We start from the raw sequence: 18,618 nt of genomic DNA on the forward strand, positions 1-18,618 counted from the left end.
TGTATCTTCCTTAACAAATAATTTTTAATGCGTTTTGCCTTACTTTGATTTCCAGGTCACCTACCAAAGTAATTGGTTCTCCGTCGACATGAATTGGCCCATCTTCCTTCCGTTTGATGACGATGTCTTTACCTGGAATGATTTCTACGTATTCAGACTGATCCGCTGACCTATTAAATAGGTGAAAAACCATCATAGGCAAAATATAAAGGGGAAATTTGTGCACAATACAAACATCCAATAAACCATCATTAACAGAGGCGTTTGGCGCAATGTATGCATTATTACCATATTGTGGCGAGTTAGCCACAGAAATCATAAATGCCTCACGTTCATATATCTGACCATCTATAGCCAGCTCATATTTGCAAGGTTTATAATTGCTAATCACATTAATAGCTGATTTCAAATAACCTATAGGACCACGTATAGAATCATTCGCAAAGCGATCAGAAACCGATGCATCAAATCCTAGACCGGCAATATTAAAGAAAGGCTTATCATTGATAACACCACAATCAACTTCTACTGTTTCGAAACGATTTAATCTTTTGATTGCGGCTGTCTCGTTCATCGGGATACCCAAATACAGGGCTAATCCATTACCTGATCCTTCAGGAATAATCCCCATAGGAATATCTGATCCCGCGAGTGCGGAACCTAATTCATTAATAGTGCCATCACCTCCAACTGCTACTACTGCGTCATATCCTTCCTCAATTGCCATTTTGCCCAATTCAAATGCATGATTTGGTTTGGTGGTTTGTTGGAAAGTTGGCTTAAACTTTTGCATATCCAACGCCTCTAAGACTTTTTTATTAAAAGCAGTCTTTTTCTTGCCTCCCGAAATAGGATTAATAACGAAAAGTATCTTCTTCTGTTCTTGCATAAACTAATATCAACCGGAGTAAATATAAACCAAATTCACTAGCTATAAAAATTAATATAATCAGGCCCATTTATTGTGATAGTAATAAAAGAGTTGTAACTTTGCAACCAATATAAATGTGGACTGATTTGCATTTTACAAATCTTAAGTAAAAACGGAGATTGCAACCACGAAAAAAAAGTGCTAAAAACCATTCTAATATTACGTTTTTCCCACTTCTATCTTTTCGATAGCACCTCCACTTTTTAATGTTTTAAAAAAATTAAACTATGGCATACTTATTTACATCCGAATCTGTATCTGAAGGTCATCCTGACAAAATTGCCGACCAAATTTCTGATGCATTAATCGACAATTTCTTAGCTTGGGACGAAGATTCGCGTGTAGCAATAGAAACTTTAGTTACAACAGGACAAGTTGTATTAGCTGGTGAAGTAAAATCCAAAATTTATCTTGACGTACAAAAAATTACGCGTTCTGTTATTGAAAAAATAGGCTATACAAAGTCTGAATATATGTTTGAGGCAAATTCGTGTGGTGTTTTATCTGCCATCCATGAACAATCTGCTGATATTAATCAAGGCGTAGACCGTAAAAGCAAGCAAGAGCAAGGTGCTGGTGATCAAGGTATCATGTTTGGTTATGCGAGCAACGAAACTGAAAATTACATGCCATTGGCATTGGACTTATCACACCGTTTATTGTATGAATTAGCTGATTTGAGACGTGAAAATAATGAAATCACATATTTGCGTCCTGACGCAAAATCTCAAGTAACGCTTGAATATAGCGATGATCACAAACCGCAACGTATCGATACAATCGTCATCTCTACACAACACGACGATTTTGATACCGAACCGAATATGTTGGTTAAAATCACTGAAGACATCAAAAATATTTTGATTCCTCGTGTAAAAGCGCAGTTGAAACCAGAATTGCAAGCTTTATTCACCGACAATATCAAATTCCATATCAATCCTACAGGTAAATTTGTAATTGGTGGTCCTCACGGAGATACGGGTTTGACAGGTCGTAAAATCATAGTTGATACTTATGGTGGCAAAGGCGCACACGGCGGTGGTGCATTCTCTGGAAAAGATCCTTCGAAAGTAGACCGTTCAGCAGCTTATGCGACACGTCATATTGCTAAAAATTTAGTAGCGGCTGGTGTAGCTGACGAAATTTTAGTTCAAATCTCTTATGCTATTGGTGTAAAAGATCCAATGGGTATTTATGTAAATACATATGGCTCAAGCAAAGTAAATGCTACAGATGGAGAGATAGCGCAAAAAATTACCGAATTATTCGATATGACACCTTACGGAATCGAAACTCGTTTGGGCCTACGTAATCCTATCTATTCAGAGACCGCAGCTTATGGTCACATGGGTAGAACGAATAAAACTGTAACAAAAACTTTTGATAATACAAATGGCGAAACTAAAACGCTTGAAGTGGAATTATTCACTTGGGAAAAATTAGACTACGTCGATAAAATAAAAGAAGCATTCAATATTTAAAACTAAAGGCGGAATTTAAAAATTCTGCCTTTGTTATTTTTATATCAATCCGCGAGCCTTTATTTCAAGGTATTTGTTGATCGATTTTATACTCAGATCCTCGGGTGCAGTATAAATTGTTTGAATACCATTTCGATTAAGCTCTTGAATGATTAGACTTTTTTCGTAGACAAATTTCTCTGCAATAATTTTATTGTATATTTCTACGGATGATTTAGCGTTCTCTTTCGCCATTTGAATCAACTCCGTATTTTTGAATACAACTGCTACTATAATATGGCTTTTTGCCATCATCCGGAGGTAGGATAGTTGTCGATTCAGGGCATCTAACGTTTCAAAATTGCTATATAGAAATATCAACGAGCGCTTGTTGACGTGTCGACGCATAAATGCATACAAATTTCCAAATTCGGACTCTTCAAAATTTGTAGTAATGCCATATAGTTTGTCCGAAATAAGCTTCATTTGCTTATTGTTCTTTTCGGGCGGAATGTGATTTTCACATTTTTTTCCAAAAGTCAACATCCCCGCTCTATCTTGCTTCAAAATAGCCGCATTGGAAAGTACCAATGTAGAATTTATCGCATAATCCAATAGCGTCATGTCATTAAAAGGCATTCGCATCACGCGACCAGTGTCAATAACCGAATAAATTGGTTGTGATTTCTCCTCTTGATATTGATTCACCATCAGTCGTTTGTGCTTGGCTGATGCCTTCCAGTTCATATGTTTGTATTCATCACCCTTCACGTATTCACGAATGTGGTCAAACTCCATTGTACTGCCTATGCGACGGATACGCTTTACCCCCATCTCGACCAAACGATCAGTAGTCGCTAGAAGCTGATATTTACGCATTTGGATAAAAGAAGGATAGCATGGAATTTCGAGAGACTCGTCCAACACAAATTTCCGCTCGAACAAACCCAAATGACGTACTAAAACATTACATTTCGCGAAAACATAGACTCCACGTTTCTTGGGATGGAGCGTATATTCAAATTGATGTTCCTTGCGTGGAAGTAACTCCACTTCTGTTTCATTATCACGCATTTGCAATTGAACAGGCAATTCTTCCAGAACACGCGCTTTGACTTTTATCGGAAACGAACTTGTTAATGCAATTTTAAACGGGTTATCATCTCCATTGGAAAGCTTATCCGGATACTTACGTGTGATTTTCACATTGTGTTTCCCTAAAAACAAAATGATTATATCCCAAACACACAATGCAATCCAAATCCAAAGCATGACTGTAGATACAATACGAAGTGGTTCTATGTAGAAAGACACGGCATAGCAAGCAGCAAGTACAAGCAGCACATAGAAAAAAGTATTCGTAATATATAACCTACGTATAAATTTCATTACCTCGGTATTTCAACACTTTCAACAATCTGTTGGACGATGTAAGCTGGCGTAAAGCCTTCCATTTCCTTTTCTGGTGTCAACTGAATGCGGTGCGATAAAATAGCATCAGCTACATATTTCACATCTTCTGGCGTTACAAAATCGCGTCCTTGCAATGTTGCACAAGCCTTGGATGCTTCTAAAATCGCTATTGACGCTCTCGGCGATGCACCTAATGACAAATATGGATTGCTACGTGTCTGCGCAATAATTTGAGCAATGTAGCGTAAAATATCCTCATGCACGAACACCAACTTAACCAAATGCTGAAAATGTATAATCTCATCAATTGATACTACTTCTTGCACCAAATCTTCCTTATCTTTCGCCTTTTGCTCGTGATGCTCTCTTAAGATTTCCAATTCTTGGTCAGTATCTGGGTAATTGACATCAATTTTGAAAAGGAAACGATCCAATTGTGCTTCCGGCAAACGGTAAGTTCCTTCGTGCTCAATGGGATTTTGCGTAGCCAACACGATAAAAGGATTTGCCATCGGATACGTTTGTCCATCGACCGTCACTTGACGTTCACTCATACACTCAAAAAGTGAAGATTGTGTCTTTGCTGGCGCGCGATTTATCTCATCGATCAGAATAACATTTCCGAAAATAGGGCCTTTACGAAATTCAAACTCATTGGATTTAAGATCTAATATAGTCGAACCCGTGACATCCGAAGGCATTAAATCAGGTGTAAATTGAATACGCTTGAAGTTACTTCGAATAGATTTAGCAATCAGTTTTGCGGTCAAAGTTTTTGCTACTCCGGGCAAACCCTCAATCAATGAGTGACCGCCGGACAAAATAGACAACAACAACATGTTGATTACTTTATCTTGTCCAATAATGACCTTTTTAACTTCAGCGCGTACAGCTTCAAGCTTTTCTTGCAAGGTGCTTAAGTCAATTCGGTTTTCAAAATCAGGTTTATATCGATCCAAATTTTCTTGCTCTATCATATGAAATTAGCTTTTTGTTTAAAATCTTCAATTTTCTGGTTTATAATCTTGACATCTTGAATGGATGCATTGCTTTTGTGTCTATACATATCAATCAACTCCAACAGTTGCTTGGTTTCTTGAATATCTATCCCGGCTTTGGAAGATAGTTGCTTGATGAATCGCTCATCATGCAGGTTCAACGTATCCAATTGATAATTGTTCCGTATATCAAATAAAAAGTATTCGATCTTCTTTTGGATTATATTTCCAGGGGCTCCATTTTCGTAATACAAATTACCGATAGTTTGTGCAAATTCTTTGGATTTATTGGGCTCGGGCAAAAGCACAGGGACAGCTCTCTGCTCCCGTTTTGATTTGAAAAGTAGTAGCAATATTAACCCTGTTAGTAATAAATACCATGCCTGCGCAAAACCAGGATTTTTTAATATTACGCGAAGAGGTGTGCGCGGTTGCTCCCAATTGTAACCATAATCCGACAACCAAATATCTTTGCTTTTTACCACATTGATTGCCTTAGACACATAATTGTAACTCTCTTCCTGTAACATGTAGTAATTACCAAAAAACGCTGGAACCAGATGTAAGTACAACGCACCTTTTCCTCGAGATACTTTTATAAAATTCGGCAAGGCTCTACCTCGTGCATTTATATACCCCAGGATAGTGGTATTATCCGGATTAAGCTTCGTAAATGCAGGAAAATTGGTTACTTTATCGAGAAAAACTTTAGTGGTATCGGCACCTAATGTATAAAAAACTGATTTAGGTGTGGGTCTAAATTTTGCATAATCCAACAACTCAAAGTACAAACCCAAAGTATCCAAGAACTCATCCGAAAAGGACTTACCTGACATAAAGACCTCGCCCCCATTTTCGACGTAATCTAAAATCACTTCGGTATCGTAGTCATACGTACTATGAAATTCGCTAATATCCACTATCGCTGAATGCACTTCTTCAGTGGAATCTCGATTTATCATCAATTCATAAATCGATTCACCGAAGTTTGTAAATGTTCTTTCTTCAGATAAAATGTGTGGAATTTCTTCACGAAACACATAAGTTCCGAAGGGGATTTTGTCCTTAAATAAATAACTTTCTCGCCAATCAATTGGCTTCTTTGAGCCAGCATCAATCAACGCAATTCCAACGAAGACAACAAGCAATAAAAGTAAGCCTAACCACGTGTTTTTGCTCATGCCCACCTCCTTTGAAATTCTTGAAACTGTTGACTTATCTCTTCAAACTTGGACGCTGAAATCGTAAAATCACCAAACCATACATAATCGAACAATGCCGTACATTTTTTGAAGTCTGATCGCAAGTCCAACCGTGTGATTTCATCCATCAACTCCATATTGGTCTTCGATTGATTCCAATAGACTATATTTTTCTTAGCTAATAATTGAATATTTAATAATTGTTGGTATCGAATTGCTAAAGCATAATTGTTCGAAGCTACAGCTTCCTTAATATATGATTTGAGATCCACCTCCAACAAATTTCGCTCTACAAAATTAATTTTCGCCTTTTCGGAATCTTCATTTTCATTTGAATTCAAAATAAACTGTCTACCCGAGAAGAAAAATTTGTACAAAAGAAAGATAACAAAAGCTGCTCCAGCAATGCCCAACATATTATAAAACCAATCGCCTGGGCTCGCATTAATATCTGGAAATAGATCGCTGAAAAATTTGTTGATCCAATTCTTTATCGTTTCCCACGTACTCAACTTATCCGAAATGCTTTCAATATATTCAAATTCGCTGCTCTGGTATTTAGCAAACATTTTCTCAAAGTCCTGATTGGCAGGAGAAATTAATGAATCTGCGACTGTGATGTCTTTGTAATAATCTTTTCGCCAGTATTCGTATTTGGGATCGGGTTTTTCGACTTCTTCAGCAATTGATTCCAAAACTTCTGTGGAATCTTGGACTGCGAATGCAGAAATAGCATTACCTAAGAGAATAAAAAGTATAAACCAAGATTTACCCATTTTTATCTCCTCCCAATTTTTCAATGCGGTCAAAAATATCCTCACCAAATCTTAATTCCTTTGCAGTCTCATAAATAATTCCATAACTAATTACCGAGAGCATATAATACACGATAAACAATAATACGACTACCAAACCACCAAATGTGGCAATAGTACGCCCCCATTCCGAATCAAAGAACTCCGTAGAAAATCCTATTGCATTGTAGCTTATCGCAAAAATGATAACCATAGGAATAATCGTGACAATGCTCAACAGAGCTTGAAATATAAACGAAACTATATATGAAGCTAGACCGTATTCGAAAATTTTCTTTTTCAATAAGGAAAAAGCAGAACCAAAACAGTCCATTAAATCATAATAACCTTCGCGATACAACATAAATGCTGTAAAAAACCAAAGCCCAACCATTGAAAAAATAATTCCCGACGCAAATGATCCAACAATTGGAATAAATGCAGACAATAACACACCTAAAATCACGGGAACTGCAATCAATACCCCCACGACCAACATGGCAAGGAAAAACCTCAAGTAAGAAGCAATATTGTTGCGAAATTGAGTCCACAGTTCCTTCGAATCAAAATCTAACGTCCTTTTATTGCGTAATAATATAAAGTACTCAATCGTAAAACCAAATGCAAACAAGGAAATTAGCATAATGAGCAATACAAGGCTCAACACACTAACACCAACGTTAAAATAATCCACATTTGTAAAACTTGCGCTAATACGCATCTGTGTAGTTAAATAATATCCTATTAAAATGACCAAACAAATAGGTATAATTAATAATCGAAATAAAACAGCAAAAAGGTGTCTATTGATTACTTTCAATAAGTTGATAAAATCCTGTACAAATTCCCCCAACTTACGCTCCCGCTTAAATTCGAAGTCTATTTGTCCCATGCGTATTTTACAGCCATTTGTTTAGGTTTTATAATATAGACATATGCTATTGCAATTGCGGATAATACTATAACAAGCAAGCACAACCAAATCGAAACTTGATAATAGCGCGTAACATAACCTTCTAAAGTTCCTGCTACGATAAAGAATGGAATCGTGCTAATCAATACTTTGGAAGCATGTTTTACTGCACGTTTGAATGATTCTAATCGGGTGTAAGATTTAGGGAAAAGTATGCTATTTCCCATTGCCAATCCACAGCCTCCAGCAATGACGATTACGGATAGCTCAATGGTGCCGTGAATCCAAATTGCTGTCATCGCTTCGCCCAAAACATCATATTTGTAAAACAAATAATGGAAAGTACCGACCATAATACCGTTGAGCATTAGAATATAGCCTGTACCCAAGCTGAAGAAAATTCCGTATATAAATGCAAAAAATGCAACCTTCACATTATTTATAGTTATTGCTAATGCCCCACCCCAATTTGACCCCTGCTGATATACGCCCGCTGGATTTCCATCTTTAATATTCGCCAACGTCATATCGACATAATGCGAACCCATAATAAACTTCAAAAAGCTCTCTTCATACACTGCCGAAATAAACCCAATTACATTTGCCAACAGAAATATCAATAAAGAATAGATAAGTGGCTTTCTGATCTTCCAAATAGATTCAAAAATTTCATACGTGAAAAAATGTGCTAGCTTATTGCTGGAAGATTTCTGATCTTTATAAATAAGCTGATGTGCACGAATCGAAAGCTCATTGAGGTAATCTTTGGTTTTGCTTTGCGGATAAAAAGTCTGTGCGTACGCTAGGTCGTTGGTCAGTTCAATATAGTTAGATGCCAAAATATCGGGATCTACATGCACAATATTGAGTAAATTATTTTCAATTGACAACCATTTTTCTTTATTTCGTTCTATAAAGGACGCCTCTCGCATTATTTAAGTTAAATTGACTTTATCTCAAATATATGAATAAGCTGTTAATAAATACGCCACAAAACGTAAACTTTGAATACAAATTAGCGCCTGTTGGTTCTCGTATTCTAGCCTTTGCTATTGATTACGGTATTATGATGCTTTACGCGTTTATGGTTTATGTGTTTTTCAGCACATTCGATTTCCTCGAAGGATTAGACAATTGGTCTTTGTGGGGAATATATTCATTGGTTTTTCTACCGCTATTTTTTTACCCTTTGGCATGCGAAACAACACTAAATGGCCAAACGTTGGGTAAGAAAATTATGAAACTCAAGGTGGTGAAGATAGATGGTACACGCGCCACATTCTACCAATATTTTATTCGTTGGGTTTCCAATGCTGTGGATATATTTTTAAGCATGGGTGGAGTTGGATTAACGAGTATTATTCTTTCTCAGAAAGGCCAACGGTTGGGTGATATTGCCGCAGATACGACAGTGATAAGTTTGAAAGAAACTTTAAATCTTAAAGAAACGGTATTCGAAGAACTCACTGTAGAACACAAAATCGTTTATCCCGAAGTGTATAAAATTTCTGATCAGGAGATCAACGAAATAAAAGACATTTATAATACAGGCTATCGCCGAAAAAATTACGAAATCATAATTGCTTTAGCGGAAAAGGTGGAAACAATGATTGGAAAGAAATCTACTGATAGACCAGAAGCTTTCGTAGCTCAGGTTATTCAAGACCACTATTATTCGTTCAAAGATAACTAAAATAAAAAAGCGACTCTGAGAGTCGCTTTTTCTATGTATTTAAACTTCTTATTCTGCGATAGAAGCAGAAGACGTTTGTGCTTGACGATCTACTTTTTTCACCAATCCTTGCAAAACATTACCTGGACCAACTTCCACAAAAGCTTCAGCTCCATCTGCTAGCATATTTTGTACGGTTTGCGTCCAACGAACTGCACCAGTTAATTGTGCAATTAAATTTGCTTTTATTTCTTGTGGATCTGTGTATGCTTTAGCATCTACATTTTGGTAAATCGGACATAAAGGAGATTGAATGTCTGTAGCCTCAATAGCTGCTTGCAATTCAACTTTCGCAGGCTCCATCAGTGGCGAGTGGAATGCACCACCTACATTCAATTTTAATGCACGTTTGGCGCCAGCCTCAGTCAATAAAGCACATGCTTTATCTACACCCTCGATAGAACCCGAAATAACCAATTGTCCAGGACAATTGTAATTCGCGGCTACAACAACTTCTTCTACTTGTGCACATATTTTTTCTACTGTCTCATCGTCTAAACCTAAGATTGCTGCCATAGTAGAAGGTTGCAATTTACATGCTTTTTGCATTGCATTCGCGCGTTGCGAAACTAATTTTAAGCCATCTTCAAAAGATAACGCTCCTGCAGAAACCAATGCAGAAAACTCACCCAAAGAGTGACCTGCAACCATTGAAGGTTGGAATTTATCACCCAAAGCTTTTGCTAAAATTACAGAATGCAAGAAAATAGCAGGCTGTGTAACATTAGTTTGTTTAAGATCTTCGTCTGTACCATTGAACATGATATCTGTGATACGAAAACCTAAAATATCGTTTGCTTTCTCAAATAAAGCTTTCGTCTCTTCATTAAGATTGTACAAGTCCTGACCCATTCCTACGAATTGAGCACCCTGACCTGGGAAAATGTAAGCTGTTTTCATGACGACTTATTTTCTATGTTAAAGGTTATTATCTAATGGAAAATATCGGCAAATATAACAATATTGCTGAAATGCTATTCTTCTTCGGGCACAAAGCTCAACGAAGTCAACTTTGATTCATCAAAAAATGTCTGCGATAGATCCAGAATATCTTCAGTCGTAACCGCATCAATCTTATCAAAAACATCTTGCAACGGAATTACTTTGCCGTAATCGATGAGATTTTTTGCTTCTGCAATGATCATACTCATGCGACTTTCTTCTGCTAAAGCAATTTGACCTTTGAACTTTTGTTTCGCTTGTTTGAGTTGATAAGCCGAAATAGGCGCTTGCTTGAGTTTATTCAATTCTTTGAATACCAAAGAAACTGCTTTCTTCAATTTCTCTTCGTCCGTACCCAAATAAATATTAAAATGTCCTGTATCCGTGTACATTGTGAAATTGGATTCGATCGTGTAGGCAATACCATATTTCTCACGAATACCCAGATTCAAAATCGAACTCATTCCAAAACCACCCAACATATTATTCAATAACAACATGGCTGTTTTGCGTTCATCGTAAATACCGAAAGTCTTCACCCCAAGCATATAATGTGCTTGATTGATAGGTTTTTCAATCACGATTTGTTGACTTACGTTCTCGAAACTTACTTTATCTTGTTTAGCTCTTGTGTTGGATTTTAACTTCCCAAAAATCTTATTCCCAAGGCGCTCAACTTGCGCTAGCGAATAATTCCCACCAATAGCAATGACAATTTCATTGGTATCGTAGTTCTTTTGCATGAAATCCAAAACATCGTCTTTCTGCAAAGATTTTAAGTCATCTTCAAGCCCTAAAATATTATGTCCTAAACCTGTTCCTTTGAATAATAAATCCTCAAAATCATCCATAATGGATTCTTCGGGACTATCCAAATACGAAGCCATTTCATCCAAAATCACCCCTTTTTCCTTTTCGACTTCATTAGCAGGAAATGTAGAATGAAATAGTACATCTTCAAATAAATCCAAAGCACGCTCTAAATGTGGATTTAGAAATGAAGCGTGGAGGCAAGTATATTCTTTGGTTGTATATGCGTTCAAATCTCCACCAACTTGTTCTAATCGATTCAAGATTTGATTTGTAGAACGTCGCTCGGTGCGTTTGAATAATAAATGTTCTATAAAATGCGCAACACCATATTTTCCTTCTTGCTCATCTTTCGCACCTGCATTGACAATCATACACGTGTGCGTGATTGGAGAATTTTGGTAATGTAATAATATTCTGATACCATTATCCAGCTGGATAAGATTGTATTCCTTCATTTAATGTACTAATGTAAAAGTGATTGCAAAGCTACACAATAAAAACAAAACGGCTGTATGAACATACAGCCGTTTGATTTATAAGACGTTGAAATTACATTCGTGGGCGTCTATGTCCTGGGAATTGACCCTCACTTTGCATAGGATTAATTCCAGAGAATTTCTGCAATTTGAATGTAAATGTCAACATAAAATATCTTGCTAAACGATTTGTTTGGCTATCTCTTAATATCTCACCTACAGTACGATTTATATTCGTTTGTTGATTCAATATATCAAATCCTTGGAAACGAATAGTGGCACGTTGGTCTTTCAAGAATCTTTGTTCAATGAACGAATTGATGATAAATGGATTCGCATTAGTACGGTATCCAGAGTTAAATTCTTTAGAAACATCAGCACCAAAAATAGTGTTCGCTGTTAAATTTACTGAACCAACAATATTTGGAACTATCTTCTGTGTATTAGCAGCTGCAAAATCAGGTAAAGTAGAGCTCGTCCATGTATAATTATAACGTACACCTGGATTGATTTCTAAATTCTCTGATGGATTATATCTAAAAAATAACATTTGCGTTAAGGTTGTATTATTATTGACTCCCTTATCGAATCCAGTAGCCGCTACATTATTTACTAAACTTGCATTCTCATTATCTGTCAAGTAAGAAATTGTACGTGCATAGCTCACGCCACCACCATACATGATATTATAGGTCTTCTCTTTCAATGATCTAGACCAATGATAAAATGAATTTATATTGTAAACTGGATCTGTTTCATTGATGTAACCTATTTCTTGTACAATTCCTGATGAAATTACATTCGGATCTGTAGGCTGATCTCTATAACGTTTGTTTAACGTAACAATTTTATCTTGTGTAATCTCCGAACGCAACATCGCGAAGAAAGACTTGCCCTTTTGAAAATCACCCGTTCTTAATCTCACATTCATAGAGTGTCTGAATTCAGGATCCAAATTCGGGTTACCTAGCGTCGTGGTTGTTCTATTTGTACTCACTTCAAAAGGTAATACCTGAGAAATACCTGGCTCTGCTGAGCGTCCTGAATAATTGAAAGTAATATTTGATTGACGAGAGAACTTATATTCAAAGCGCGCAATTGGAATAATATTCAAATTAGAACGATCGATATTCACATTATTGGATAATGATTTGGCTGTACCTTTTAATAGAGATGGTTGAACTGCCGCTCCTAATGAATATTTTACTTTGTCATTCTCAAACATGTAGCTTGCACCAAATCTGTGTGTGGTGAACCCGTAGTCATAATCGTAATTGAAATTCAATTTTTGATCTGGCAAAGCACTACCATTCTCATTAAAAGCAGATTGCTTATCCTCATTATCATAATCATTTGTATTATAATCGTAAGCCAATTCTAATTTACTTTTTTCGGATAAAGGCTCTAAATACGAAACTGAAGCACCAGCATTCCAACTTTTGTTTAATGCTTCACGGATAGTTTGCTCGTAGATCTCACCGATTGGTGTATTTTGATTCGATGGATCATATGTTAAACGATCTAAAACCTGATTGTATTCGTTAGTCGTCGATGCATTATCATAATTAAAATTGAAAAATAGGTTGCGCCCTTTATCATTCAATCTTCTATTGTATAGTCCAGAGAAATTATAGCGAGGACTAGTAGATTCGTTTTCTGCTAACTGCAACTGCGTATAATCTAATGCCGAATTATTGTATAAAATTGAATTCGCTAAATTTTTTGTAGAGTTATCGTTGAATCCAATTTGTGGTGTAATTTTGATATAATCCTTATCAGTAATATTCCACTCTAAATTTCCTTCAAAACGATGATTACCACGTATACTATTGTTATTAGTCGTATCACCTTCTGTTAAGTTCTGACCAATATACTCTGTAAAGGAATTAGATAATGTATTATTATCATCGCGTCCGTACGAATACGAACCGTAAGTCTTCAATTTTTCAGAGAAATCATGGCGAACATTAATACCAATTGACCCTGTATTTGTAATACCTTCAGCACCTCCAAACATACCACCGCCGCCACGGCCACCGCCGCCACCTTGACGACCACGAGCGCCACCACCCATTGCATTGAAATCAAATAAAGGAGCGTTCATATTATTTAAATTTCCCAAAACTGAAATTTGAGAATTTGCTTTGAATCCCATAAACATACCTGTTGTTTGATAGCGTTCTTCTGTACCTCCACCAACACGTATCGTCGTAGCATAACCATTATTATACTTTGGATCAATTTGAATATTCAACACTTTGGTTGACTCACCAGATTTGTTTCCAGTAAGGTTTGCCATATCCCCAAAATCATCTACAACTTGGATTTTTTGGATAATATCTGCAGGTAAATTTTGTGTAGCCGTTTTCACATCGCCACCGAAGAAATCTTTACCATTGATACGTACACGCGTTACTTGTTCACCTTGGGAAGTTACATTACCGTCTTTATCCACATCTACGCCTTGTAATTTTTTCAAAGCATCCTCTGCAACAGCACCTTGACGCAACTTTAAGTTGTCCATAGCATATTCAACAGTATCACCTTTTACTTGAATGGTAACAACGCCTGCTACAACAACTTCTTCAATCATATTTGAAATCGGAGCCAACTGTATAGTAGGAACCAACATTCTTGTTTCTCCAACAGGGAAAGTAAACTCATTTTCATATGGTTCAAAACCCAAACTCGCAATTTTGATTTTGAATTTATCTGCTTTGACATTGTTGAAGGTAAAGATACCTCCTACTGATGAGCTGGTACGCAAAGTATCAGTCTCAGATATAAATTGCACTGTAGCTCCAGAAACTATTCGAGATAGGGAATCACGTAGTAAACCTTGAACTACTTTATTGGATTGAGCTTGTAGATTAAAACCTAGACTCAAAAATAATACGGCTATTAAAGCACTATAAAACTTCATAATGTATATGTATATAACTATTTTTTTATTTTATCAAAAACCCAAATATCTGTATCGCTCGAAAATGGATTTTTTAGTGTGTTACTCATCGTTGGTCTTCCCATCATCATAGGAGACATATTTCTATTTCTGTTTGAATTGGAAGCAATTTTTTTCATTTGGTTATAATTTGTATTTATGCCTAAGTTAATTGCTAAATCATTAGTTTTTAGCCCAACTAAGCTAAGAGGTATCCTAGCTTCGTAAACCAAACATTTATTACTATCTATTTTAACTTTTGCCTGTATATTATAATCGTTGTTAATTGCTAACACACCATCACGCACACGTCCAAACCCCGACAGAAAATACCCATTCACATTATTTAGAAGCTCTTCTTCAAAATTTTTATTCGCTAATTCTTCATCATTAGCCAAGGCTCTCCTGCGCTCCCTGTCCCAATAAGGGAATTGTAGTCGAGCTCCTTCTTTCTTTTTGTCTGTATAGCTAATATCTACAAATAAGCCTCCACGAAAAGCCTCACGCTGCAACGGCAAATCTTTGACAACAATAGCGACAAACAATTCATTATTTTGTTCAGCTACCGCAAAAGACCATAGATCGCCAGGAACAGTTGTCAAATGTCCATCCCAATCGTTTAAACTTGCATCAATTGAAATATTCTCCGCTTTGGAGAAGGTATAATTCACTTTTTTGTTTTTCTGAGCAAATGTAAGATTAGGCAGAATAACACATAATAAAAGAAAAGAAAGCTTATACATTAGTTTTTCTACTTATTTTTACGAATGAATTAGACAGCTCAATTATTGAAAAGTTTAATCGAGATACAAAAAAAACAATTAGTTATTGTATCGGCTACAATTTTTTGTGTTATCACAGAGAAGTTACAGATTAGAAAGTATGTTATTATCACATTATCAAGAAGATTTAGTCGAAGCAGGTTGTGACGAAGCAGGAAGAGGATGCCTCGCAGGCCCAGTTTTTGCGGCGGCTGTTGTATTTCCAAAAGGATATTTCAATCCGATTCTAAATGATTCGAAAAAGCTTTCAGAAAAGAAAAGAATGGAATTAAGACCAATCATCGAACGTGATGCTTTGGCTTTTGCAGTGATGACCGTTAGTCCCCAAGAAATTGATAAAATAAATATTCACAACGCTTCTTATAAAGCTATGCACCTCGCGTTGGATGCGCTTACGGTACAACCCGAGTTGCTCCTAATAGACGGTAATCGTTTTATTCCGTACAAAAATGTGCAATACCAATGCATTATAAAGGGTGATGGCAAATATTTGTCTATAGCAGCCGCTTCAATATTAGCTAAAACCTATCGTGATGATTATATGGTAGAACTAGGAAAAGATTTCCCACAGTACGATTGGGCTACAAATAAAGGATATCCTACAGTGAAGCACCGTACAACCGTATTGGAATTAGGGTTTACACCACATCACCGCAAGACATTTACAGTGAGTAGACCGCAACTGACTTTGTTTTAAATAAAAATGGCTTTTCAATTGAAAAGCCATTTTTTGTTATTATGCTACTTTTTGTTTTCTTCTGTAGGTAAGGAAAATTCCTGCCAATATTCCTAGCACCAATATTATAGATCCTATCAAAGATATAATACTGCTAATTTTTACAGTCTCTGGATCGAATACAAATTCTACTTTGTGATTTCCTCCAGGCAATTGCAATGCACGTAAAATATAATCCGCACGTAGAATCGGAACTTCTTCGCCATCTACATACGCCTTCCATCCTTTTTCATAATATACTTCCGAGAATACCGCGAACACATCATTTGGAGCAGAATACTCATATTCCATTTTATCTGGATGATAAGAAGTCAACTTGATAGAAGCATTATTCGCTAAGCCCAATCTTTTTTCGTCAATCTTAGACTTAAATTCTTCATGCACGAAAGCTTCTTTTGATGGATCAAAGCTACTAATAGCTTGCATTTCTTGGTTATTATCTTTGACAAAAGTCACTCTATCCACAAACCAAGCATTTCCAGCAGCTGTCGACCGGCGTTGAATTCTATCTACATTATTTTGAGGATCTTTTGTAATCAAATAACGCACGTTGAACATATCCAACACGTCCTCATTGATTGCGCCATTGAATTGATGTTCTAAGATTTCTTGATAGCGCATTAATTTTGCAGCGTGGTAACCCCCAAAGTTCTTGTGGAAGAAAGAAGCTTTAGCATCCGAGAAAGGATTGGTAGTCAAATCCAACACGCGATAACTTGGATCTTTATCTATTTTAATCAATTGATCTACTTCACGCTCTTCAATAGGATTTCTATAGACACTTTTATCCACAAATGTATCATTATTTAGGTAGCGCTTATCTACAGTCCAAAGGTCTACCAACGTCACAGTACCTATGGAAATTATAAGGACAGTAGCAGATAATTTCTTTTTGATAAAGGCAAATATTAAAGCGAAAACAACAGCAACAATAAAGAACGAACGCCATGCATCAGCTGATGCCAAATCTGATCTATCTTTTACCAATGCATCCGCCAATTGGTTAGCCATTCCAGCATCACCCAGTTGTTGGCTAAGCATAGCTACAAAACCTTGGTGATCTGAAACTCTGAAGCTTAAAATACTTGGTACAATTGCAATCAGCAAACAAATTGCTGCTACTGATCCAAAACTATATAGCACCTTTTTATCTAATTCTACAATTTCATCTTTGCGATTTATTAATTCGTGGACTGCTAATACTGCTAAAAGAGGTACTAATATTGAAGGAATAATTAAAATAGATTCAGGAGCTCTAAACTTGTTAAAGAGAGGGAAATAATCAAAGAAAATATCGATAACCAATGGGAAGTTTTCCCCAAGAGCCAATAGCATCGTTAAAATAAATGCAGAAAGTATCCACCATTTCAATCGATCCTTAACAATAAATAAACCCAATATAAATAAAGCTATGACACCCGCTCCAAAATACCACGGTCCTGAAGTAAAAGATTTATCTCCCCAATAAGTAGGAATACTTTGAGCATATTGAACAGCCTGTTGTTGAGGTGCCCCCATGTTTGTGAAAAATTTAGCCACATGAGATTCTTCATCTAAAAGGCCTCCCGATTTCCCCCCAAGGGCATTAGGAATTATTAATGTTAAATTCTCGCTTATACCTTGACTCCATGCATAAGCGTAATCTTTATCAAGTCCGGCAGATGATTTTCCATCCTCCGTCTTTGCAAGATTTGCTTTACCACGTGTCGTTAACTTACTGTATTCATATGTCGGAAATAATACCGTTGCATTTACCGCCACTGCAACCAAAACAGCACCTAATTGAACAGCAGAGTTTTTTGCAAATTCGGGTAACTTCTTGTCACGAATTGCATAATATAACTCAAACCCGACAAACACTAACAACGCTATAAACAGATAGTACGTCATTTGAACATGGTTCGTTCTAATTTCTAACGCTAAAAATAAGGCTAATAAAATACCACCCCATAATTTATTACCTCGATAACACATTATTACTGCTCCAATAATTGGAGCTAAGTAAGCAATCGCATAAGCTTTGTTAACATGTCCCGCTTCAATATAAATGAAGTTGTAAGAAGAAAAAGTTATAGCAATTGCACCGACAGCCGCCAACCAAGGCTTAACACGTAATACACTTAACAAAAAATATCCCCCTAATAAATAAATCAATATTACATCGGCGGGCAATGGAAACACTGATTTTACAGCGTTACTGATATACGTTGCTACGTTTGTAGAATGGTGGTACCAAATTTGGAATGTTGGCATGCCGCCAAACATAGAGTTTGTCCACTGTGGTGCTTTACCATCTTTAGCTTTAAAATCAAAAAGCTCTTTTTGGCTACCCATTGCTTGTACAACGTCATGTTGCGATAATGTTTTACCTTGCCATACTGGCGAAAAATAGAAAAACACTAAGGCAAAAAATATTGCGATTACGATTAAATGTGAGGAGTTATCCTTAAACCAATTTTTCATGAATAATTTAGCGGTTATTTTT

15 protein-coding genes are annotated in these 18,618 nt (G+C 36.4%); 3 read left to right on the forward strand and 12 right to left on the reverse strand.

What is annotated here, in order from left to right:
* Positions 1 to 10: 10 nt before the first annotated feature.
* The gene (locus FLS47_RS13025; protein ID WP_149914803.1) at positions 11 to 889 is read right to left on the reverse strand and encodes a diacylglycerol/lipid kinase family protein; all 879 of its coding nucleotides are present in this window, start codon (positions 887 to 889) and stop codon (positions 11 to 13) included.
* 269 nt (positions 890 to 1,158) lie between these two features.
* On the opposite strand from FLS47_RS13025, the gene metK reads away from it, so the two are divergent.
* The gene (gene metK, locus FLS47_RS13030; RefSeq protein ID WP_149914804.1) at positions 1,159 to 2,412 is read left to right on the forward strand and encodes a methionine adenosyltransferase; all 1,254 of its coding nucleotides are present in this window, start codon (positions 1,159 to 1,161) and stop codon (positions 2,410 to 2,412) included.
* A 39-nt stretch (positions 2,413 to 2,451) separates the two neighbouring features.
* Here the strand turns inward: metK and FLS47_RS13035 are convergent, their stop codons facing one another.
* Genes FLS47_RS13035 through FLS47_RS13060 form a run of 6 tightly spaced genes read right to left on the reverse strand, consistent with a single transcriptional unit; the run spans position 2,452 to position 8,643 of the window.
* Positions 2,452 to 3,780 (reverse strand): DUF58 domain-containing protein, encoded by a 1,329-nt coding sequence (locus FLS47_RS13035; protein ID WP_149914805.1) that lies wholly within the window; start codon positions 3,778 to 3,780, stop codon positions 2,452 to 2,454.
* Positions 3,780 to 4,781: an AAA family ATPase gene (locus tag FLS47_RS13040; protein WP_149914806.1), complete on the reverse strand. Its 1,002-nt coding sequence runs from the start codon at positions 4,779 to 4,781 to the stop codon at positions 3,780 to 3,782. The genes FLS47_RS13035 and FLS47_RS13040 overlap by 1 nt, the downstream gene beginning before the upstream one ends.
* Positions 4,778 to 5,983: a DUF4350 domain-containing protein gene (locus FLS47_RS13045; protein WP_149914807.1), complete on the reverse strand. Its 1,206-nt coding sequence runs from the start codon at positions 5,981 to 5,983 to the stop codon at positions 4,778 to 4,780. Before FLS47_RS13045 ends, FLS47_RS13040 begins: the two co-directional genes overlap by 4 nt.
* Positions 5,980 to 6,780, reverse strand: a complete 801-nt coding sequence (locus tag FLS47_RS13050) for a hypothetical protein (RefSeq protein ID WP_149914808.1) — start codon at positions 6,778 to 6,780, stop codon at positions 5,980 to 5,982. The genes FLS47_RS13045 and FLS47_RS13050 overlap by 4 nt, the downstream gene beginning before the upstream one ends.
* Entirely contained in the window at positions 6,773 to 7,690 is a 918-nt protein-coding gene (locus FLS47_RS13055) for an ABC transporter permease (RefSeq protein ID WP_149914809.1), read from the reverse strand. Before FLS47_RS13055 ends, FLS47_RS13050 begins: the two co-directional genes overlap by 8 nt.
* Positions 7,678 to 8,643 (reverse strand): stage II sporulation protein M, encoded by a 966-nt coding sequence (locus FLS47_RS13060; RefSeq protein WP_149914810.1) that lies wholly within the window; start codon positions 8,641 to 8,643, stop codon positions 7,678 to 7,680. The genes FLS47_RS13055 and FLS47_RS13060 overlap by 13 nt, the downstream gene beginning before the upstream one ends.
* Before the next feature lie 32 nt (positions 8,644 to 8,675).
* On the opposite strand from FLS47_RS13060, the gene FLS47_RS13065 reads away from it, so the two are divergent.
* The gene (locus FLS47_RS13065) at positions 8,676 to 9,404 is read left to right on the forward strand and encodes an RDD family protein (RefSeq protein WP_149914811.1); all 729 of its coding nucleotides are present in this window, start codon (positions 8,676 to 8,678) and stop codon (positions 9,402 to 9,404) included.
* 48 nt (positions 9,405 to 9,452) lie between these two features.
* Here the strand turns inward: FLS47_RS13065 and fabD are convergent, their stop codons facing one another.
* The 4 genes from fabD to FLS47_RS13085 all read right to left on the reverse strand — a co-directional run bounded on the left by fabD (position 9,453) and on the right by FLS47_RS13085 (position 15,358).
* Positions 9,453 to 10,343, reverse strand: a complete 891-nt coding sequence (fabD, locus tag FLS47_RS13070; RefSeq protein ID WP_149914812.1) for an ACP S-malonyltransferase — start codon at positions 10,341 to 10,343, stop codon at positions 9,453 to 9,455.
* A gap of 74 nt (positions 10,344 to 10,417) precedes the next feature.
* The gene (locus tag FLS47_RS13075; RefSeq protein ID WP_149914813.1) at positions 10,418 to 11,653 is read right to left on the reverse strand and encodes a M16 family metallopeptidase; all 1,236 of its coding nucleotides are present in this window, start codon (positions 11,651 to 11,653) and stop codon (positions 10,418 to 10,420) included.
* A 94-nt stretch (positions 11,654 to 11,747) separates the two neighbouring features.
* Positions 11,748 to 14,597, reverse strand: a complete 2,850-nt coding sequence (locus FLS47_RS13080; protein ID WP_149914814.1) for an outer membrane beta-barrel protein — start codon at positions 14,595 to 14,597, stop codon at positions 11,748 to 11,750.
* A gap of 17 nt (positions 14,598 to 14,614) precedes the next feature.
* Positions 14,615 to 15,358 (reverse strand): hypothetical protein, encoded by a 744-nt coding sequence (locus tag FLS47_RS13085; protein ID WP_188347432.1) that lies wholly within the window; start codon positions 15,356 to 15,358, stop codon positions 14,615 to 14,617.
* Between the two features lie 139 nt (positions 15,359 to 15,497).
* Between FLS47_RS13085 and FLS47_RS13090 the strand changes: the two genes are divergently transcribed.
* Positions 15,498 to 16,094 carry a ribonuclease HII gene (locus FLS47_RS13090; RefSeq protein ID WP_149914816.1) on the forward strand — a complete coding sequence of 199 codons (597 nt, stop codon included), beginning with the start codon at positions 15,498 to 15,500 and terminating at the stop codon, positions 16,092 to 16,094.
* A 39-nt stretch (positions 16,095 to 16,133) separates the two neighbouring features.
* Here the strand turns inward: FLS47_RS13090 and FLS47_RS13095 are convergent, their stop codons facing one another.
* A complete protein-coding gene (locus FLS47_RS13095; RefSeq protein WP_149914817.1) occupies positions 16,134 to 18,596 on the reverse strand; it encodes a YfhO family protein in 2,463 nt (820 codons plus the stop codon).
* Between the last annotated feature and the right edge of the window lie 22 nt (positions 18,597 to 18,618).

The sequence above is a fragment of the Sphingobacterium cavernae genome (assembly GCF_008520265.1).
GTDB classification, from domain to species: domain Bacteria; phylum Bacteroidota; class Bacteroidia; order Sphingobacteriales; family Sphingobacteriaceae; genus Sphingobacterium; species Sphingobacterium cavernae.

Coding starts and splice junctions, on each gene's coding strand:
- FLS47_RS13025 (WP_149914803.1), bottom strand. CDS start 889: ATGCAAGAACAGAAGAAGATACTTTTCGTTATTAATCCTATTTCGGGA.
- metK (WP_149914804.1), top strand. CDS start 1,159: ATGGCATACTTATTTACATCCGAATCTGTATCTGAAGGTCATCCTGAC.
- FLS47_RS13035 (WP_149914805.1), bottom strand. CDS start 3,780: ATGAAATTTATACGTAGGTTATATATTACGAATACTTTTTTCTATGTG.
- FLS47_RS13040 (WP_149914806.1), bottom strand. CDS start 4,781: ATGATAGAGCAAGAAAATTTGGATCGATATAAACCTGATTTTGAAAAC.
- FLS47_RS13045 (WP_149914807.1), bottom strand. CDS start 5,983: ATGAGCAAAAACACGTGGTTAGGCTTACTTTTATTGCTTGTTGTCTTC.
- FLS47_RS13050 (WP_149914808.1), bottom strand. CDS start 6,780: ATGGGTAAATCTTGGTTTATACTTTTTATTCTCTTAGGTAATGCTATT.
- FLS47_RS13055 (WP_149914809.1), bottom strand. CDS start 7,690: ATGGGACAAATAGACTTCGAATTTAAGCGGGAGCGTAAGTTGGGGGAA.
- FLS47_RS13060 (WP_149914810.1), bottom strand. CDS start 8,643: ATGCGAGAGGCGTCCTTTATAGAACGAAATAAAGAAAAATGGTTGTCA.
- FLS47_RS13065 (WP_149914811.1), top strand. CDS start 8,676: ATGAATAAGCTGTTAATAAATACGCCACAAAACGTAAACTTTGAATAC.
- fabD (WP_149914812.1), bottom strand. CDS start 10,343: ATGAAAACAGCTTACATTTTCCCAGGTCAGGGTGCTCAATTCGTAGGA.
- FLS47_RS13075 (WP_149914813.1), bottom strand. CDS start 11,653: ATGAAGGAATACAATCTTATCCAGCTGGATAATGGTATCAGAATATTA.
- FLS47_RS13080 (WP_149914814.1), bottom strand. CDS start 14,597: ATGAAGTTTTATAGTGCTTTAATAGCCGTATTATTTTTGAGTCTAGGT.
- FLS47_RS13085 (WP_188347432.1), bottom strand. CDS start 15,358: ATGTATAAGCTTTCTTTTCTTTTATTATGTGTTATTCTGCCTAATCTT.
- FLS47_RS13090 (WP_149914816.1), top strand. CDS start 15,498: ATGTTATTATCACATTATCAAGAAGATTTAGTCGAAGCAGGTTGTGAC.
- FLS47_RS13095 (WP_149914817.1), bottom strand. CDS start 18,596: ATGAAAAATTGGTTTAAGGATAACTCCTCACATTTAATCGTAATCGCA.